Genomic DNA, 15,777 nt, shown 5'->3' on the forward strand with positions numbered 1-15,777 from the left:
TCTTTAAAAACAAGTCATAACTGAGATATAGCAGCCTTAGAATAAACCAAATTATATGAAAATAGCAAAGAAAATAATTAAATGGTTTTTATATTTTTTTCTTATTCCTACAACATATATAATTGTTTCTTTACTCTTATCTTCAATAACAATTGAGCGGAAAGAGAGTCATAGTAATGTTAAAAAACTGATATATCTAAATACAAATGGTGTGCATTTAGATATTTTAATTCCTATAGAAAACATCAATAGTTTTGTCTTATCTGATCTAAAATATAATAAAAACGAAAAGTATTTATCTTTTGGTTGGGGCGATGAAAACTTTTATATCAACACTCCTACTTGGGGCGACTTAACCTTTAGCAATGCTTTTAAAGCTATGTTTTTAAAAAGTTCGACATTAATGCATGTCACACGCTACAAACAGAAGCATTCCGATTGGACTGCAATAAAAGTAACGCCATCAGAATTAGATAAACTGAACACTTATTTATTAAATACATTTGAGACCACTAAAAACGGAAAAAAAATAATTATTAAAAACAAAGCGTATTCTTCTACTGATAATTTTTATAAATCAAAAGGAAGTTATTCCTGTTTTAACACGTGTAACAGTTGGGTAAATAATGCATTTAAAGAAAGTGATTTAAAATCGTGCTTTTGGACACCCTTCGATTTTGGATTAATTAATAAATATAACTAAACTACAATCGTAAAAATCCTATCTTTTTTAATGCTAGTTAAAACCTGTGATTTAAATCATGAAACAAAATGTTTTATGCATCAATTATTTCAGATTAAACAGTAATTACCCGTAGTCCAAAAAAAATATAAATACATCTACAATAACCAGGATAATATTAAAGCGAACTAGCTCCAGATATTTTAATTTAAAACGGCTAACTTTCGTTTTAGATTAACACGTATTATTCAAAACAGGACAAAACGCTACAATGGAAGAAAAACCAAGACTTTCCAGATTAACCGCTATTTTAACCCAATTGCAATCAAAACAACTATTAACGGCTCGTGAAATTGCAAAAAAACATAATGTAAGTATAAGAACAATATACCGAGACATTAAAACACTTGAAAATTCAGGTATTCCAATTATTACTGAGGAAGGAAAAGGTTTTTCTTTAATCCATGGTTTTAATCTTCCTCCAGTCATGTTTACGGAAAAAGAAGCAAATGCGTTGATTACTGCAGAACAACTGATACTAAAAAACAAAGACGACTCTTTTGCTAGAGAATACCAAAATGCAATCTCAAAAATAAAAGCCATTTTACAACACTCGCAAAAAGAGAAAATCGAATTTTTAGCTGAAAAAATACACTTCAGAACTAATGCAGAACATCAAAAAACCAGTAATCATTTAATGAGCATCCAATCTGCTATTTCTGATTTTAACCTTATCGACATTGACTATCATTCTTTACAAGATAAAAACACCAAGCGTACTATTGAGCCTTTTGCTTTATATAGCACACAGGACAATTGGCTTTTAATTGCGGTCTGTCGCTTACGGAATGACTTTAGAGCATTTAGATTAGATCATATTACTACATTGACTGTTCTCGAGCAACATTTTGAACCTCAAAAAATAACGCTTCAAGAGTACTTTGAAATTTGTAAAAAAAAATGCACATCAACCCCTGACATACCGTTGTCATAACCTGTATTTACTTTTGCTGCAAAATTAATCATAAAGACATTAAAAAATGAACACAGTAACAGTTAAAGCATTTAAAGTAATCGGTATTTCGGTAAGAACAACCAATCAAAACGAGCAAGCAGCACAAGATATTAGCGCATTATGGCAAAAATTTATGTTAGAGGGAATTCTTGATAAAATTCCTAATAAAATAGATACGACTGTGTATTCCATCTACACAGATTACGAAAGCGACTATACACAACCGTATACTACCATTTTGGGTTGTAAAGTCAAGCACTTAAATGAAATACCAAATGGGATGGTTGGTAAAACTATTAATGAAGCAAAATATAATAAGTTTACAACTAAAGGCGATTTAGCAAAAGGATTAATTATTAAACAATGGAAAGCAATATGGACTATGGATTTAGACCGCGAATATACGGCAGATTTTGAAGTCTTTGGAGAGAAAGCACAAAACCCACAAGATGCAGAAATTGATATTTTAATTGCTGTTAAATCATAGTAACAAAAATGAGTACAGACATTGATAGCTATTATTTAGAAAAGGACGAACCAGATAAAAGTTGCTTACTGACTTTAAGAGAGTGCATGCTTAGACAAGATAAAAACATTTCGGAAACACTAAAATGGGGAATGCCTTGTTTTATTTACAAAAATAAAATATTCTGTTATCTATCGACTGATAAAAAAACGAAGGAACCTTATCTTTTAATGGTTGAAGGAAAACACTTAAACCATCCAGAATTAGAAAAAGGGCAACGCTCTAGAATGAAAATTTTGAGAATAAACCCTAATATCGATTTACCCATTGCTTTTATTAATGCGCTATTAAATGAAGCACTAGACTTATATAGACTTGGAATTATAAAAACTAAATAATAACGAGGTATTAACAAGGCGATCAATTTTTCAAATAGTCTGCAAAATGGTTAATTTTGCAGGCTATTTTACAATAAAACAGTTCTAGTAAATATGGCGGCACACGTCTTTTTCTAATGCTCCAATGACAACATCTCAAATCACTTTTAACGTATTAAAACAAACTTTAAAATAATAACCTGCTCAATCACTATTCTTCATTTAAATATAATGCACAAAACAATTAGGACGTCATACCTATTGGAAATAGTGTTTGTAAACTGTAACTTAGCAACACCCAATTAATTCAAAAAGCTTATATTTCTATTATTATTATTATTTGAATATCAGAAACTTTAGTCATTATCAGATTGGTTACATACCATACAAATTAAGAACGAAAAATGAACATTTCAAAAATAAAATTAAATTTAGATATATGTAATATTCTTTTAAAACCAAAGGGTAGTATTTCTAGTAAAGAATTTTTGATTGGTATAAGTATTTTACTCATAATTACCTTTTATCAAACATTAACCGAAAATCTATTAATAAACGTTTCCACAATTTTAAATCAATTAAATAATGATTTATTAACTATTACGGCATTAAATATTACACCAACTGCTTTAAGTTTACCAACAAACTCCTATTTTCTAATATTCCTGTCTTGTCTCATTTTATGCTACAAAAGAGCTATCGACTTAAACTATACACCCATCAAAGGCATCGTTTTTGGCATCATCTTGTATTTAGGATTTAGTTTTAATTTTGTAGGGTCTATCAAATTACTTACTTTTTATACTGTTAATGACGCTCAAGTTATCGCAAAAACAAATAATTATATGACTACATATAATATATTAAGTGGTTTAATAACATTATTAGCCATCGTTTTAGTTGTTCATCTTTCTGTAAAAAAAGGAAAAAAAGAAAGTTTTATAGTGGACAGTATAATGTCTAAATATATTCTAAATTTAGGAAAAACGATTTTGCTTTTTATTGGATTTATTTTTGTTCTGGCTATACTTTATTCCTTTGTAAAACTTAATATTGAAATTATTAGTATGTTATTAGGAGTTGCTCTTTTAATCGTTTTATTTTATTATCTCTATTTAAATTACAAAACAACCAAAGGCTTTCGTGTTCTTTTTTATTTTAATCTTGGTATATTAGTGACCTATTTATTTTCTCTGGTTGGGTATTTTTATATGACTAAAATATCTGTAAATTTTGTAATCTTAAAACTTTATCCTTCTCTATTTACTATTATCAATATGTTATTTATATTAACTAACCTTAGTATTATTTCGGTACAAACTTTTAAAAACAACACTACTAACACCTAATAAAAATGACTCAGGCTTAGTCCTTAATTAAATAGTCATTGCGAGTTTATAAGGTCCAATTTTCCTTCATAAAATATTGATATAAAACTTTAAAATTGTTCTAACACATCAAATTATACATCATTTACAAAACCATGAAAATTATATTTAACGACAGTGTAATTGATAATAAGATAGTTGAACCTGACTACGAAGCTGAATTTAATTCTGCGAAAGCGAACGGATTTGAAACTGACATATTCAGTTTTGAAGCATTAGAAGACGGACATATAAATAATGCTCTAAAATACATTCAACCTTCTAAAAATATAGAACTAGGTATTTATCGCGGTTGGATGATGACACCAGAAATTTACAACCAATTTTACATTGGACTTTTAAAAAAGAATATCAAGTTGATTAACAATTCGACGCAATACAAACATTGTCATTACCTACCTGAGTCCTACGATAAAATAATTAACGAAACGCCAAAATCAAATTGGACCAAAGATATTTCCGAGACCAGTATCCTAGAGTTATCACATCAATTTGGGAATAATCCAATAATTGTAAAAGATTACGTAAAATCGGAAAAGCATAACTGGAATGATGCTTGTTTTATACCAAACGCATCAGACGCAAATAAAGTTAAAGAAATAGTAAGTCGATTTCTGGAATTACGAGGAGATTATCTAAACGAAGGAATTGTTTTCCGAGAGTTTATAGAATTAGAATTTCTAACCGAACACTCTAAAAGCAAAATGCCATTAACAAAAGAATATAGAATTGTCTTTTTAAATAAAAAAGTTGTACAAATATTCAATTATTGGGACGAAGGAAATTATAACTCTGAAAAACCAAATATTGATTTCTTCCAAAATATTGCTGAGAAAATAGAAAGTAATTTTTTTACAATGGATGTTGCTAAAAAAAAGAATGGAGATTGGATAATAATGGAATTAGGAGATGGTCAAGTTGCTGGCGTTCCTGACAATGCGAATACAAACAATTACTATAATATACTAAAAAAACGGCTCAGCAAATCGTGTTGAATTAATTGCTTATTTTAGTCTATTCATAACATAGTCACTTTTTATGACTCCCGTTTTTGATTTGAAAAATCCTAACATACAAGCATATTTTTCTAGGATTCCCTAATTAGGACACCTTAAAATCCGACATACAATTATTATTTAAGTCCGATTTGATAAAGAATTTAGATTGTATAAAACTGATTTTACTATTAGTTTAATCATCGCAACCACCCACTACTTTTGAAAAATCATAAGATTCTCCTCGTTTAAAATATACATATGAATTTTTAACATGTGTAATTTTACTATCTAGAGTATAATCATATTCTACAAAAACGACATACATACTAGTTCCTGGAGTTGGATTTAAGTTTCCAAAAGTTACATTGGAAATCTCAACACCATCAGGTATATTATTACAATCCTTTATACGCTATATATCCGAAATATCCTTTACTATTTGTTGTTCAATAGTTAGTTTTTCACTACATGAATAGGAAAGCAGTGTAAAAAGAATAATTCCTATAAGGATAGCTGTTTTTTTCATTGGATAAGATTTAATTATGGTAAAGATATTGGTTTATACTAAAGCTACAAATAGAATAAAATATAAATACAATATATCTAGATATAACTATGATAGCGTCATACACCTATTGAAGTTAGTAAAAAATGCTGCTAATTTACACCATTAACTAAAATTAAATATATCTTTAGATCTATTAAACATAAGCTTAATTAAACGTTAACCTGCCTCCTTATTTCTAGGGTAAATATTTAATTCATTAAAAAAGCATAAAATTATAGTAATACTTAAGGTTTCTGATTGAAAAAAAACAAATTAACTTCTATAAACAATGACCTTGAAACTAACGTTAATGTTCTGTTTTACGATGTATTCGTCCTTACTATTCGCTCAAGCCAGTTGGGGGTATTCTGTAAAATTTAAACTAATATCAAAAACAAATGACACTATTTCCGTACAAAATTTTAAAGACGGAACTGTCAAATTATTAAGTGCTCCTTTTGGAGCGCATTCAAATAACACACTTGCATTTGATTCTATTACTAATACATTTAAATTTAGTCAACAAACAATTGCAACCAATTCTATACTAGTGTTCCAAACTCTAAAAGATACAACGGTACTTAATATACAGACGACCAATTTAGACTTAAGACATATAGTGTTAACAGGACATGAGTATTCGTTTAACGTTTGGACGGATGACAAAAGATTTATAAAAAGTAAAATAGACGATAAATACTGGAAACGTAAACATTCTTTTAAATATTATATCTCAAAAAACAGAGGTAAATTAATTAGAACCCAATTAAAGACACTTGTGGAAGTTGAATTAAAATAAGTTATGTAATGATACCTATACACACGAAATAGTAACAAGTAAAAATTAATAAAAAACTACAATTCCAGTACTTTTATTTGGATTGCTAAAAATATAGGTTTTGATGTTTTTTATTAATCATTCAACTTGTTTTTATAAAGTCTTATCTTTGTTTTTCTAAATACTTTAGAAGTGTCTATTTATAGTAATAATCTGGTATATTCCGCAACACCTATCTATCTTATGACTTTACATGTCAAAATTACCACAAGCGCATAAATTTATTGATCTTTCGGATTACGGAAGACCTATTGCCAGAGTTATTGCCAATCGTTTAAAACATACCCAATTTACACCAGTCCATGTAACCTTAGCTTTTATAGTCTCTGGATTAATTGCCATTTACTGTATTATAATGGGCTATTATTGGGCTGCTGCTTTTTTTTTAATATTTAAATCCATACTTGATGCTGCGGATGGCGAGTTGGCTAGAATCAAACAAACTCCATCTTATACGGGACGCTATTTGGACTCGGTGGCAGATATTTTACTAAATGCTATTATTTTTAGTACCATTTGGTATATCACAGAAACTCCTATTTGGTTAACGATACTAGCCTTTTTAGGAATACAATTACAAGGCACATTGTATAATTACTATTATGTTATTTTAAGAAATAAATTTGATGGTGATACGACAAGTCGCATTTTTGAATCCAAAACCCCAATAGCTTTAACTGGCGAAAAACAAAGTCATGTTAATACGCTTTTTAAGCTATACACTTTATTATATGGTGGTTTTGATAAAACTATTTACTTCTTGGATCCAAGAGCAGCCTATGGAAAAGTATTTCCTAAATGGTTGATGACTAGTATTTCGACCTTTGGTTTAGGTTTTCAATTATTAATTATTGCTATATTATTAGTCTCTGATTTAAAAGACTATATCATCCCCTTTTTTGTTGGCTATTCTGGAATGATTTTTATCTTTATAGCTATCCGTAAATTATTTTACAAATAAAAACAGCACCTTTTAAAGTGCTGCTTTTGTTTTATTTAACTGTAACTGTTTTTGCTTTGTCACTATACACATAAGTATATAACCACATCAAGGTAAAGGATGGTATGACGTCAAAACCAGGCAATGCTTCCTCTATAAAACTAAAAACTGCTGCTATTTTACCCACTCTTCCTTTGTATAGTTTAGCCATTAACCAAGCGGACACTGGCGCCCAAATAATATCGGAAAACTCACCAATACCTGGAATAATAAAAGAAACATATCCTAAGGCATCAAAGATTAGCCCTAGAAATAGTTTTGTGTATTTGTTTGTGTCGTTAAAATTCATTTAAAATAATTTGTAATTGCATGATATACAAAGCAAATAGTATTCCAAAAATATTAACTCAATTTAGAGCTTATTAAATTCAAAAATTCTGTGCGTGTTTCGATATTTTCAAAAGCCCCTCTAAACCCTGAAGTTGTTGTAACGCTATTTTGTTTTTGCACGCCTCTCATTTGCATACACATATGACTCGCTTCAATAACTACCGCTACACCTTCGGGTTTTAGAGTATCATTAATACAATCTAATATTTGATGCGTTAAACGTTCTTGTACTTGCAAACGTCTAGAAAAAACATCCACAATTCGTGGTAATTTACTTAATCCTACAATATGACCATTTGGAATATATGCAATATGTGCTTTTCCAAAAAATGGTAAAATATGATGCTCGCAAAGTGAGTAAAATTCGATATCTTTTACAATAACCATATCGTTATATTCTTCCTTGAACATGGCCCCTTTTAATATTTCAGCCGCATCTTGATCGTAACCTTGCGTTAAAAACTGCATGGCCTTTGCTGCACGTTCTGGTGTTTTTATCAAACCTTCTCGATTGGTATCCTCACCTAAATCTTCAATAATATTTTTATAACGTTCTTTGACATCATCAGTAACTTTAATACTATACTCTTCAAATTGTTTATATGGCATCTTTAAACGTGTTTTTCTTTTAATTTATTACTATAATATTTTTTAATCTTATCAATTTTTGGATCAATTACAAACTGGCAATACGATGCTTCTTTGTTTCTGTCGTAATACGTTTGATGTGCATCCTCCGCAATATAAAATGGCCCCAATGCTGTAACTTCGGTAACAATTGGACTATTAAAAACAGCTTCTTTTTCTAATAAGTTAATAAAATCTTCCGCCATTTCTTTTTGGATTTCAGAATTATAAAAAATAGCAGATCTATATTGTGTTCCTACATCATGACCTTGTCTGTTTAAAGTTGTAGGGTCGTGTGTTGCAAAAAAAAGTTCTAGCAACTCTGTATACCTTACTTTATTTTCATCATAAAACATCTGAATACCTTCCGCATGTCCCGTTCTACCCGTAGTAATTTCTCTATATGCAGGATTTTTAATAGTACCGCCTGTATATCCAGAAACTACCTTTTCCACACCTTCTATTCTTAAAAAAACGGCTTCTGTACACCAGAAACAACCGCCTGCAAAAGTAGCTATTTGTAAATTTTCTTCTTTCATTTTATAAAAATAACTATTTCCGCATAGCTTACATTTATCACAGTATAAACAAAATTAATTTTAACGTTTAATTATGAGTATAATTTACCACCAAATTTAGTTTTGTAGCCTAATACTGTAACAAAGCAAAAAAAATAAAGTCTTTACTACAGTAATCATCAACCAAAAATTAAATGAAACCTTACTTACTGTTCCTTTTCGCAATAATAATGTCATATCAATCAATAGCACAAGACAAAAAATCGTATCAAATAAAACGGACTGATTACCCACCAAAAATTGATGGTATTTTAGACGATAAAGCTTGGACTGATGCGCAAATAGCCACAGATTTTACAGAATTTAAACCAGATGTGGGCGATACAGCTACAGCAGATAAAAAGACTAAAGTTAGAATGACTTACGACGATTCTGGTATTTACGTTGCGGCCTATTGTTATGACAAGCCGGAAGATATTATGCGCCAATTTACACAACGTGATAACTTTGGCCAATCCGATTTTTTTGGTTTAATATTTAATCCAAATAATGATGCACAAAATAATACCGAGTTCTTCGTATTTAGTTCAGGTACACAAGCAGATGCTGTAGAAAGTCCTAATTATGGAGAAGACTTTGGATGGAATGCTGTATGGGAAAGTAGCACAAAAATAGTTGAGGATGGTTGGATTGTAGAAATCAAAATACCTTACAGAGCCTTACGTTTTACACAACAGGAAGATCCAACTTGGGGAATCCAGTTTCATAGACATTACAGAAAAACACGTGAACAAACGACGTGGAACGCTATTGATGTCACTAAAGGAAATGTTGGTCTTTATAATGCAGAATTAAAAGGCATTACAAACATCACACCTCCTACCCGATTAAGCTTTTTTCCTTATGCTTCTGGATTAGTTAGTACTTATGATGGTGAGACAGATTCTGATTTTGCGGCAGGGTTAGATATTAAATATGGTATTACAGAAAACCTAACATTAGATGCTACTTTAATTCCTGATTTTAGTCAAGCAGGCTTTGACGATGTGCAATTAAATTTAGGCCCTTTTGAACAACAGTTTTCCGAACAACGTCAATTTTTTACAGAAGGTGTAGATCTATTTAGCAAAGGAAATTTATTTTATTCTCGACGTGTTGGAAATAGTCCCTCTGGACGATTAAACCTAAATGACAACGAGACTATCCAAGAATATCCAGAAAAAGTACAGTTATTAAATGCTGTAAAAGTATCAGGACGAACAAAAAACGGATTAGGAATTGGTTTTTTTAATGCCATTACAGAAAAAACAGAAGTATCTATTACAGATGCAGAAACTGGAGGTAAACGGAGTCAAGTGGTAGAACCTCTTGCTAATTATAACATCATGGTTTTAGACCAACAATTTAATAAAAATTCTTCTGTAACATTAATTAATACAAATGTAACAAGAGATGGCGATTTTAGAGATGCCAACGTTACTGGGTTGCTTTTAGATTTAGTCAATAAAAACAATACTTATGGGGCTGTAGCCGAAGTTAAAATGAGCACGTTTAATGACGTTCCTGATAAAGACAATGGTTATAATGCACAATTTGCTATGGGTAAAAATAGTGGAAAACTAAGATATAGCATAGATTATAGCTATGCTGACGAGAATTATGACATTAACGATTTAGGAATCCTATTCAGAAATAATTATAGTAACTATGGCGCAGATATTAGTTACCGTACTTTTGAGCCTAGTAAAAACTTTAACAACACCTATCTGGGTGCTTGGCTAAACTACGAACAACTAGCTAATCCGAATACTTTTACGGGAGCAAATACTGGTATTGAATTTAATGGACAAACCAAAACACTTCATAATTTAGGAATTAACTCCAATTGGAATATTGGTAAACAATATGATTATTTTGAGCCTAGAAATGGATTTGATAGTTACTTTCTTACCGAAAATTATGCACAAACCAACATGTGGATTTCTAGTAATTACAACTTGTTTTTTGCGATTGATGCTAACTTAGGATATGGCCGTTTATTTAATGAAACACGTAAAAATTTTAATAATGTTTGGTTTGGATTAAATCCAAGATTTAAATTTAATGACAAATTTTTAATGGTATTGGGTTATGATTATGACAATTACACCGCAGACCGAGGTTATGTCAATGGTCAAGAGATTGACGACAGGATTTTGTTTGGGCAACGCGATCGTATAGATATGACAGCAAGTATTTCTGGTAGTTATAATTTTAATTCTTTTAATGCATTAACATTAAGTTTTAGAAACTATTTGAGCACAGTTACTTATGACAACAACCTGTATGTATTACAAAACAATGGAACATTAATAGAATCTGATATCTATACTAAAAACACGATTAGTAGTGACCCTGATTTTGATCCAGACATTAATTTTAATACCTGGAACTTAGATTTAAGCTACACCTGGCAATTTGCTCCTGGAAGTCAACTGACTGCATTATACAGAAATCAAATTTTTAATTTATCTAACAACTCGGAAGCTAGCTTTTTTGACAGTACCGACGATTTATTTAAACAAAAACAACGCAATACATTTTCGCTAAAATTAGTTTACTTTATTGATTACAGCGATTTAAAAAACGTGTTAAAAAAGAAAAGCAAAACAAGTTAATTGTTGTCTAATACTATATTAAGTAGTAATTTTCCGTACTTTATAATTCACTATGATTAAAGCAAAAAATATACATAAGTATTATGACGATTTACACGTATTAAAAGGTGTAAATGTCCACATCAAAAAAGGAGAAATCGTATCTATTGTTGGTGCTTCTGGAGCAGGAAAAACCACTTTACTACAAATTTTAGGAACTTTAGATTTTATTGAAAATAAAAAAGAGAGTCGCCTTGAAATTAACGGAAAAGATATTACCCGTTTAACCGAAAAACAATTAGCACAATTCAGAAACCAACATATTGGATTTATATTCCAGTTTCATCAACTATTACCAGAGTTTACAGCTTTGGAAAACGTCTGTATTCCCGCCTATATAAAAGGAACCAATAAAGCTGACGCTGAAAAAAGAGCGAAAGAATTATTAGACTTTTTAGGATTGTCTCATAGGTACAATCATAAACCAAGTGAGTTATCTGGTGGAGAACAACAACGTGTAGCAGTGGCTAGAGCTTTAGTAAATAATCCTGAATTAATCTTTGCTGATGAACCTTCAGGGAATTTAGATAGCGAAAGCGCAGAAAACTTACACAACCTATTTTTTAAATTAAGAGACCAATTTGGACAAACCTTTGTTATTGTAACTCATAACGAAGAATTAGCCAATCTAGCAGATAGAAAATTAACGATGGTGGACGGAAATATTATTTAATATATGACCAAATTATTTGAATCTATTTTTGCTTATATTAAAAATCCACGTCCAAAACATTTAAAGCACACCAGCTTTGAACAAAAGTTTGGTATTGTTTTACAATGTGTGCCGCTTTGTTTATTAATTGGACTGGGTTTTGGTGTTTTAATTGCTATAATTGAAGCTGCAGGTGTTTATAGTTCTGATACGCATGCTATGAATAAGCTTTTTGAAGAAAAACCTGCAATTTACATCATATTTACTGCAGTAATCGTTGCCCCAATAATTGAAGAACTAATTTTTAGAGGACCAATAACGCTATTCAATAAAAAATATTTTAAAATAGCCTTTTACTTCTTTACGTTACTTTTTGGTTATGTCCATATTTTTAATTTTGAGATTACCCCAAAAATAGTATTATTATCACCACTATTAGTCGCCCCTCAAATAGTTGTAGGAATCGTTTTTGGTTACATCCGTGTGCGTTTAGGCTTAGTGTACTCCATGTTATTGCATGCTTGTTATAACGGCGTTATCGTTATTCCTTCTGTCTTATTAATGAGCTAAAAAAAACTAAAGCCTGTTTTTTAACGCAACCAAAACAGATTTTGTGCATCTACAAAAAAAGTAATGCTAAAAAAAACGGCCTATGCCCTCTTATTTTTTCTTGGGCTTCAATTGATTTTATTTTCTTGTTGTAAAGAAAAAACTTATAGTGTACACCTACAATCTCTGGTTATATATGATGAAACTGATGCTATCATAACCACAACTTCAGAAGACTTATTACTATACATAAATTTTATTTACGACTATCAAGTTATTACTTCAGTAAATACCTATAACTTCAATTTCAACACTGCTCTAGCAACCACTTGCCCTGATAATGTTTATGTTTATGAACATGAGTTTACCAACTTAAATATTACTGCAGACGTAGATATTAATGGTATTGTAGCAGGAGAAAGCCTTAATGAGATTATGAGATTTTCTTATTACGATCGCGACAATAGTTTTGAAATTTACGAATTTTATAATCCTACAAACACTATGGCTACCTCCTTCCAACAATCTCCAGACTTAATAACATTATTTTTTAACGATACAATTGTACCCCCAAAAGCGTTTAAGCTAACCATTACAATTAAAAATTCTAATGAAAATACATTTAAAGTGACTTCTAATACGTATATTATAGAATAAGTACTATCATAAATGAATAAAAAAGACCTCAAAGATTTCCTTGACAATAAAGTAGAACAGTATAATAAGCCCGATTTTATCACTAGTGACCCCATCCAGATTCCTCATTTATTCAGTAAAAAAGAAGATATTGAAATTGCAGGGTTTTTAAGTGCTACTATATCTTGGGGAAACAGAAAAAGTATCATTACCAATTGTCATAAAATGATGGTATTATTAGAACAATCCCCATTTGATTTTATAATGAACCATGAAGAATCTGATTTAGAAAAATTAGAACCTTTTGTACATCGCACTTTTAATGGTCTTGACTTTATAACATTTATTAAAGGTTTACAACACATTTACACCAATCACAAAGGTTTGGAAGCTGTATTTGCCAAACATGCTGAAAAAGATAGCTTACAATTGTCAATACATCATTTTAAACAAACTTTTTTCGAAATAGACCATTTACAACGCACACAAAAGCATATTAGTGATCCTCTTAAAAATAGTGCTGCTAAGCGTATCAATATGTTTCTACGCTGGATGATTAGACCAAACACCACTAATGTGGACTTAGGGATTTGGAGCAGCTTATCTCCTGTACAATTATCATGTCCTTTGGATGTACACTCGGGGAACGTTGCAAGAAAATTAGGGCTTTTAAAACGTAAACAAAATGACGGTAAAGCTTTAGCCGAATTAGATACTGCTTTAAGACAATTAGATAAAAATGACCCAGTAAAATATGATTTTGCTTTATTTGGTTTAGGTGTTTTTGAAAAATTTTAACGTTTTAAAAACCAAATTAGTAGTATTTTCGTAAATAATAGCATAATAAATAATATTTCATCCGTAAAATGATTAAACCTGGTTTTCCTATAAATGAGCTTGAACGTGTATCTTCAGTCCAAAAATACAGACTAATAGATACACTTCCAGAAAGTGATTTTGACAACATTACTAGTTTGGTAGCAACTATTTGTGATGTTCCAATCTCATTAATTACAGTTTTAGATGCCGATCGCAATTTTTTTAAATCGCATCATGGTTTAGAGATACAAGAATCACCAAGAGATATGTCCTTTTGTGGACATGCTATTTTACACGAGGATGACATTTTTATTGTTGAAGATTCTAGAAAAGATGTTCGATTTAAAGACAATCCATTAGTAACGAATTTAAAAGCTATTTTTTATGCAGGGGTACCGCTAAGGGATCAAAATGGATTAGTAATAGGCACCCTTTGCGTCTATGATCATAAGCCAAGACAGTTGACTAGTTTACAAAAAAAGGCTTTAATTACAATTTCTAAACAGGTTATGAATTTGTTCGAATTAAGACTAAATAACAGACTTCTAGACGAAACAAAACAAGAATTAACAGATAGAAATAGTGAGCTCAATAAATTTGCAAGTCATGTCTCACACGACTTAAAATCACCATTAGCCAATATCATTTCGTTAACCAATTTTCTAAAAGAAGAAGAAGGCAATACTTTTACTGAAGAGTCTGTTGAATTTATCAACTATATTGAAGAATCTGCTGAATCTTTAAAAGACTACATTGACGGCATACTAATGCACTATAAAACTAATGAATTACTTATTGCGGATAAAGAGTTAGTAAGTATCAATCAGTTATTAGGCAGTGTACAACGCATGCACATGTTAGATGATAACCAATTTAAAATAAACAGTAGCGGTGACCAGGTTTTTATAAATAAAGCTGCAGTCACCCAAATACTGATAAATTTAGTCGATAATGCTTTAAAATATAATAATAAACCTGCTCCCGAAGTAACAATAAACGTTAGTGAAGATAAAAATTTCTATATATTTTCTGTTTTAGATAATGGAAATGGCATACCTGATAATCAATCAAACGACGTATTTAAGTTATTTAACACCAATGATCAAACAGATTCCTTAGGAAAAAAAGGTACCGGAATTGGGTTGTTTACAGTACAAAACTTAGTTAAAAAACTTGGTGGTTTAGTAACGCTTCAATCTAAATTAGGAGAAGGAAGTACCTTTAAGTTTACAATCGAAAAATAAAAAAAAGCCTAATCATACGATTAGGCTTTTCTTATAATATTAGCTTTTAACTATGATTTACTCATTAGTTTAATCAACTTTTTTGTTAAAGTTTCCTGGTCTTTATAAAAAGTTCCACTCATCCCTAAACACTCGCCATCTTCAAGTTTAAGCGTTTTTTTATCAGTGATATAAGTTCCATCTGTTTTAACAACTGTACCATTATTTAATGTTACATCCTCTTGTAATTGTACGACACCCTCTGTAGTATAATGAAAGACTTTACTATCTAAAAGGATCACATAATTAGTGTCTTCAATTGGTTTAGCATCTTGTGCTTGTAACGAATGTACACCTAAGAATAACGTCAATACAATAAGAATTATTTTTTTCATTTTATATATTTTAAGTTTAGT

General features: G+C 30.3%; 18 protein-coding genes. 14 read left to right on the forward strand and 4 right to left on the reverse strand.

Going from position 1 to position 15,777, the window contains the following annotated elements; all coding sequences use genetic code 11:
- The first annotated feature begins 55 nt into the window (after nt 1–55).
- From E9099_RS17740 to E9099_RS17775, 8 genes are all read left to right on the forward strand, one after another.
- Entirely contained in the window at nt 56–703 is a 648-nt protein-coding gene (locus tag E9099_RS17740) for a DUF2459 domain-containing protein (RefSeq protein WP_136584844.1), read from the forward strand.
- 250 nt (nt 704–953) lie between these two features.
- Nucleotides 954–1,676: a helix-turn-helix transcriptional regulator gene (locus E9099_RS17745; RefSeq protein ID WP_136584845.1), complete on the forward strand. Its 723-nt coding sequence runs from the start codon at nt 954–956 to the stop codon at nt 1,674–1,676.
- A 46-nt stretch (nt 1,677–1,722) separates the two neighbouring features.
- Nucleotides 1,723–2,184, forward strand: a complete 462-nt coding sequence (locus E9099_RS17750) for a GyrI-like domain-containing protein (RefSeq protein WP_136584846.1) — start codon at nt 1,723–1,725, stop codon at nt 2,182–2,184.
- A gap of 8 nt (nt 2,185–2,192) precedes the next feature.
- Entirely contained in the window at nt 2,193–2,561 is a 369-nt protein-coding gene (locus E9099_RS17755; RefSeq protein ID WP_136584847.1) for a DUF1801 domain-containing protein, read from the forward strand.
- A gap of 383 nt (nt 2,562–2,944) precedes the next feature.
- On the forward strand, nt 2,945–3,889 hold the full coding sequence (locus E9099_RS17760) for a hypothetical protein (RefSeq protein ID WP_136584848.1): 945 nt from the start codon (nt 2,945–2,947) through the stop codon (nt 3,887–3,889).
- Nucleotides 3,890–4,023: 134 nt separating this feature from the next.
- Nucleotides 4,024–4,923 carry an ATP-grasp domain-containing protein gene (locus E9099_RS17765; RefSeq protein ID WP_136584849.1) on the forward strand — a complete coding sequence of 300 codons (900 nt, stop codon included), beginning with the start codon at nt 4,024–4,026 and terminating at the stop codon, nt 4,921–4,923.
- Between the two features lie 839 nt (nt 4,924–5,762).
- Entirely contained in the window at nt 5,763–6,272 is a 510-nt protein-coding gene (locus E9099_RS17770) for a hypothetical protein (protein WP_136584850.1), read from the forward strand.
- A 232-nt stretch (nt 6,273–6,504) separates the two neighbouring features.
- Entirely contained in the window at nt 6,505–7,272 is a 768-nt protein-coding gene (locus E9099_RS17775; RefSeq protein ID WP_136584851.1) for a CDP-alcohol phosphatidyltransferase family protein, read from the forward strand.
- Nucleotides 7,273–7,303: 31 nt separating this feature from the next.
- Here E9099_RS17775 and E9099_RS17780 read toward each other — a convergent pair whose 3' ends face one another.
- Genes E9099_RS17780 through msrA form a run of 3 tightly spaced genes read right to left on the reverse strand, consistent with a single transcriptional unit; the run spans nt 7,304 to nt 8,807 of the window.
- A complete protein-coding gene (locus E9099_RS17780) occupies nt 7,304–7,600 on the reverse strand; it encodes a hypothetical protein (protein WP_136584852.1) in 297 nt (98 codons plus the stop codon).
- A gap of 53 nt (nt 7,601–7,653) precedes the next feature.
- Complete coding sequence (gene folE, locus E9099_RS17785; RefSeq protein WP_136584853.1) at nt 7,654–8,250, reverse strand: GTP cyclohydrolase I FolE; 597 nt, start codon at nt 8,248–8,250, stop codon at nt 7,654–7,656.
- A 2-nt stretch (nt 8,251–8,252) separates the two neighbouring features.
- Complete coding sequence (gene msrA / locus E9099_RS17790; RefSeq protein WP_136584854.1) at nt 8,253–8,807, reverse strand: peptide-methionine (S)-S-oxide reductase MsrA; 555 nt, start codon at nt 8,805–8,807, stop codon at nt 8,253–8,255.
- Nucleotides 8,808–9,016: 209 nt separating this feature from the next.
- Between msrA and E9099_RS17795 the strand changes: the two genes are divergently transcribed.
- The 6 genes from E9099_RS17795 to E9099_RS17820 all read left to right on the forward strand — a co-directional run bounded on the left by E9099_RS17795 (nt 9,017) and on the right by E9099_RS17820 (nt 15,382).
- The gene (locus tag E9099_RS17795) at nt 9,017–11,443 is read left to right on the forward strand and encodes a DUF5916 domain-containing protein (RefSeq protein ID WP_240788919.1); all 2,427 of its coding nucleotides are present in this window, start codon (nt 9,017–9,019) and stop codon (nt 11,441–11,443) included.
- Nucleotides 11,444–11,495: 52 nt separating this feature from the next.
- Nucleotides 11,496–12,155 carry an ABC transporter ATP-binding protein gene (locus E9099_RS17800; protein WP_136584856.1) on the forward strand — a complete coding sequence of 220 codons (660 nt, stop codon included), beginning with the start codon at nt 11,496–11,498 and terminating at the stop codon, nt 12,153–12,155.
- A 3-nt stretch (nt 12,156–12,158) separates the two neighbouring features.
- Nucleotides 12,159–12,704, forward strand: a complete 546-nt coding sequence (locus tag E9099_RS17805) for a CPBP family intramembrane glutamic endopeptidase (RefSeq protein WP_136584857.1) — start codon at nt 12,159–12,161, stop codon at nt 12,702–12,704.
- A 63-nt stretch (nt 12,705–12,767) separates the two neighbouring features.
- Complete coding sequence (locus tag E9099_RS17810) at nt 12,768–13,340, forward strand: hypothetical protein (RefSeq protein WP_136584858.1); 573 nt, start codon at nt 12,768–12,770, stop codon at nt 13,338–13,340.
- Between the two features lie 12 nt (nt 13,341–13,352).
- Nucleotides 13,353–14,117 carry a TIGR02757 family protein gene (locus tag E9099_RS17815; RefSeq protein ID WP_136584859.1) on the forward strand — a complete coding sequence of 255 codons (765 nt, stop codon included), beginning with the start codon at nt 13,353–13,355 and terminating at the stop codon, nt 14,115–14,117.
- A 68-nt stretch (nt 14,118–14,185) separates the two neighbouring features.
- A complete protein-coding gene (locus E9099_RS17820) occupies nt 14,186–15,382 on the forward strand; it encodes a sensor histidine kinase (RefSeq protein ID WP_136584860.1) in 1,197 nt (398 codons plus the stop codon).
- Nucleotides 15,383–15,432: 50 nt separating this feature from the next.
- On the opposite strand, the gene E9099_RS17825 is transcribed toward E9099_RS17820, so the two are convergent.
- Nucleotides 15,433–15,756, reverse strand: a complete 324-nt coding sequence (locus E9099_RS17825) for a DUF6799 domain-containing protein (RefSeq protein WP_136584861.1) — start codon at nt 15,754–15,756, stop codon at nt 15,433–15,435.
- Nucleotides 15,757–15,777: the final 21 nt, after the last annotated feature.

The sequence above is a fragment of the Psychroserpens sp. NJDZ02 genome, from assembly GCF_004843725.1.
In the GTDB taxonomy this organism is placed as follows: Bacteria; Bacteroidota; Bacteroidia; order Flavobacteriales; family Flavobacteriaceae; genus Olleya.

Coding starts and splice junctions, on each gene's coding strand:
- E9099_RS17740 (WP_136584844.1), top strand. CDS start 56: ATGAAAATAGCAAAGAAAATAATTAAATGGTTTTTATATTTTTTTCTT.
- E9099_RS17745 (WP_136584845.1), top strand. CDS start 954: ATGGAAGAAAAACCAAGACTTTCCAGATTAACCGCTATTTTAACCCAA.
- E9099_RS17750 (WP_136584846.1), top strand. CDS start 1,723: ATGAACACAGTAACAGTTAAAGCATTTAAAGTAATCGGTATTTCGGTA.
- E9099_RS17755 (WP_136584847.1), top strand. CDS start 2,193: ATGAGTACAGACATTGATAGCTATTATTTAGAAAAGGACGAACCAGAT.
- E9099_RS17760 (WP_136584848.1), top strand. CDS start 2,945: ATGAACATTTCAAAAATAAAATTAAATTTAGATATATGTAATATTCTT.
- E9099_RS17765 (WP_136584849.1), top strand. CDS start 4,024: ATGAAAATTATATTTAACGACAGTGTAATTGATAATAAGATAGTTGAA.
- E9099_RS17770 (WP_136584850.1), top strand. CDS start 5,763: ATGACCTTGAAACTAACGTTAATGTTCTGTTTTACGATGTATTCGTCC.
- E9099_RS17775 (WP_136584851.1), top strand. CDS start 6,505: ATGTCAAAATTACCACAAGCGCATAAATTTATTGATCTTTCGGATTAC.
- E9099_RS17780 (WP_136584852.1), bottom strand. CDS start 7,600: ATGAATTTTAACGACACAAACAAATACACAAAACTATTTCTAGGGCTA.
- folE (WP_136584853.1), bottom strand. CDS start 8,250: ATGCCATATAAACAATTTGAAGAGTATAGTATTAAAGTTACTGATGAT.
- msrA (WP_136584854.1), bottom strand. CDS start 8,807: ATGAAAGAAGAAAATTTACAAATAGCTACTTTTGCAGGCGGTTGTTTC.
- E9099_RS17795 (WP_240788919.1), top strand. CDS start 9,017: ATGTCATATCAATCAATAGCACAAGACAAAAAATCGTATCAAATAAAA.
- E9099_RS17800 (WP_136584856.1), top strand. CDS start 11,496: ATGATTAAAGCAAAAAATATACATAAGTATTATGACGATTTACACGTA.
- E9099_RS17805 (WP_136584857.1), top strand. CDS start 12,159: ATGACCAAATTATTTGAATCTATTTTTGCTTATATTAAAAATCCACGT.
- E9099_RS17810 (WP_136584858.1), top strand. CDS start 12,768: ATGCTAAAAAAAACGGCCTATGCCCTCTTATTTTTTCTTGGGCTTCAA.
- E9099_RS17815 (WP_136584859.1), top strand. CDS start 13,353: ATGAATAAAAAAGACCTCAAAGATTTCCTTGACAATAAAGTAGAACAG.
- E9099_RS17820 (WP_136584860.1), top strand. CDS start 14,186: ATGATTAAACCTGGTTTTCCTATAAATGAGCTTGAACGTGTATCTTCA.
- E9099_RS17825 (WP_136584861.1), bottom strand. CDS start 15,756: ATGAAAAAAATAATTCTTATTGTATTGACGTTATTCTTAGGTGTACAT.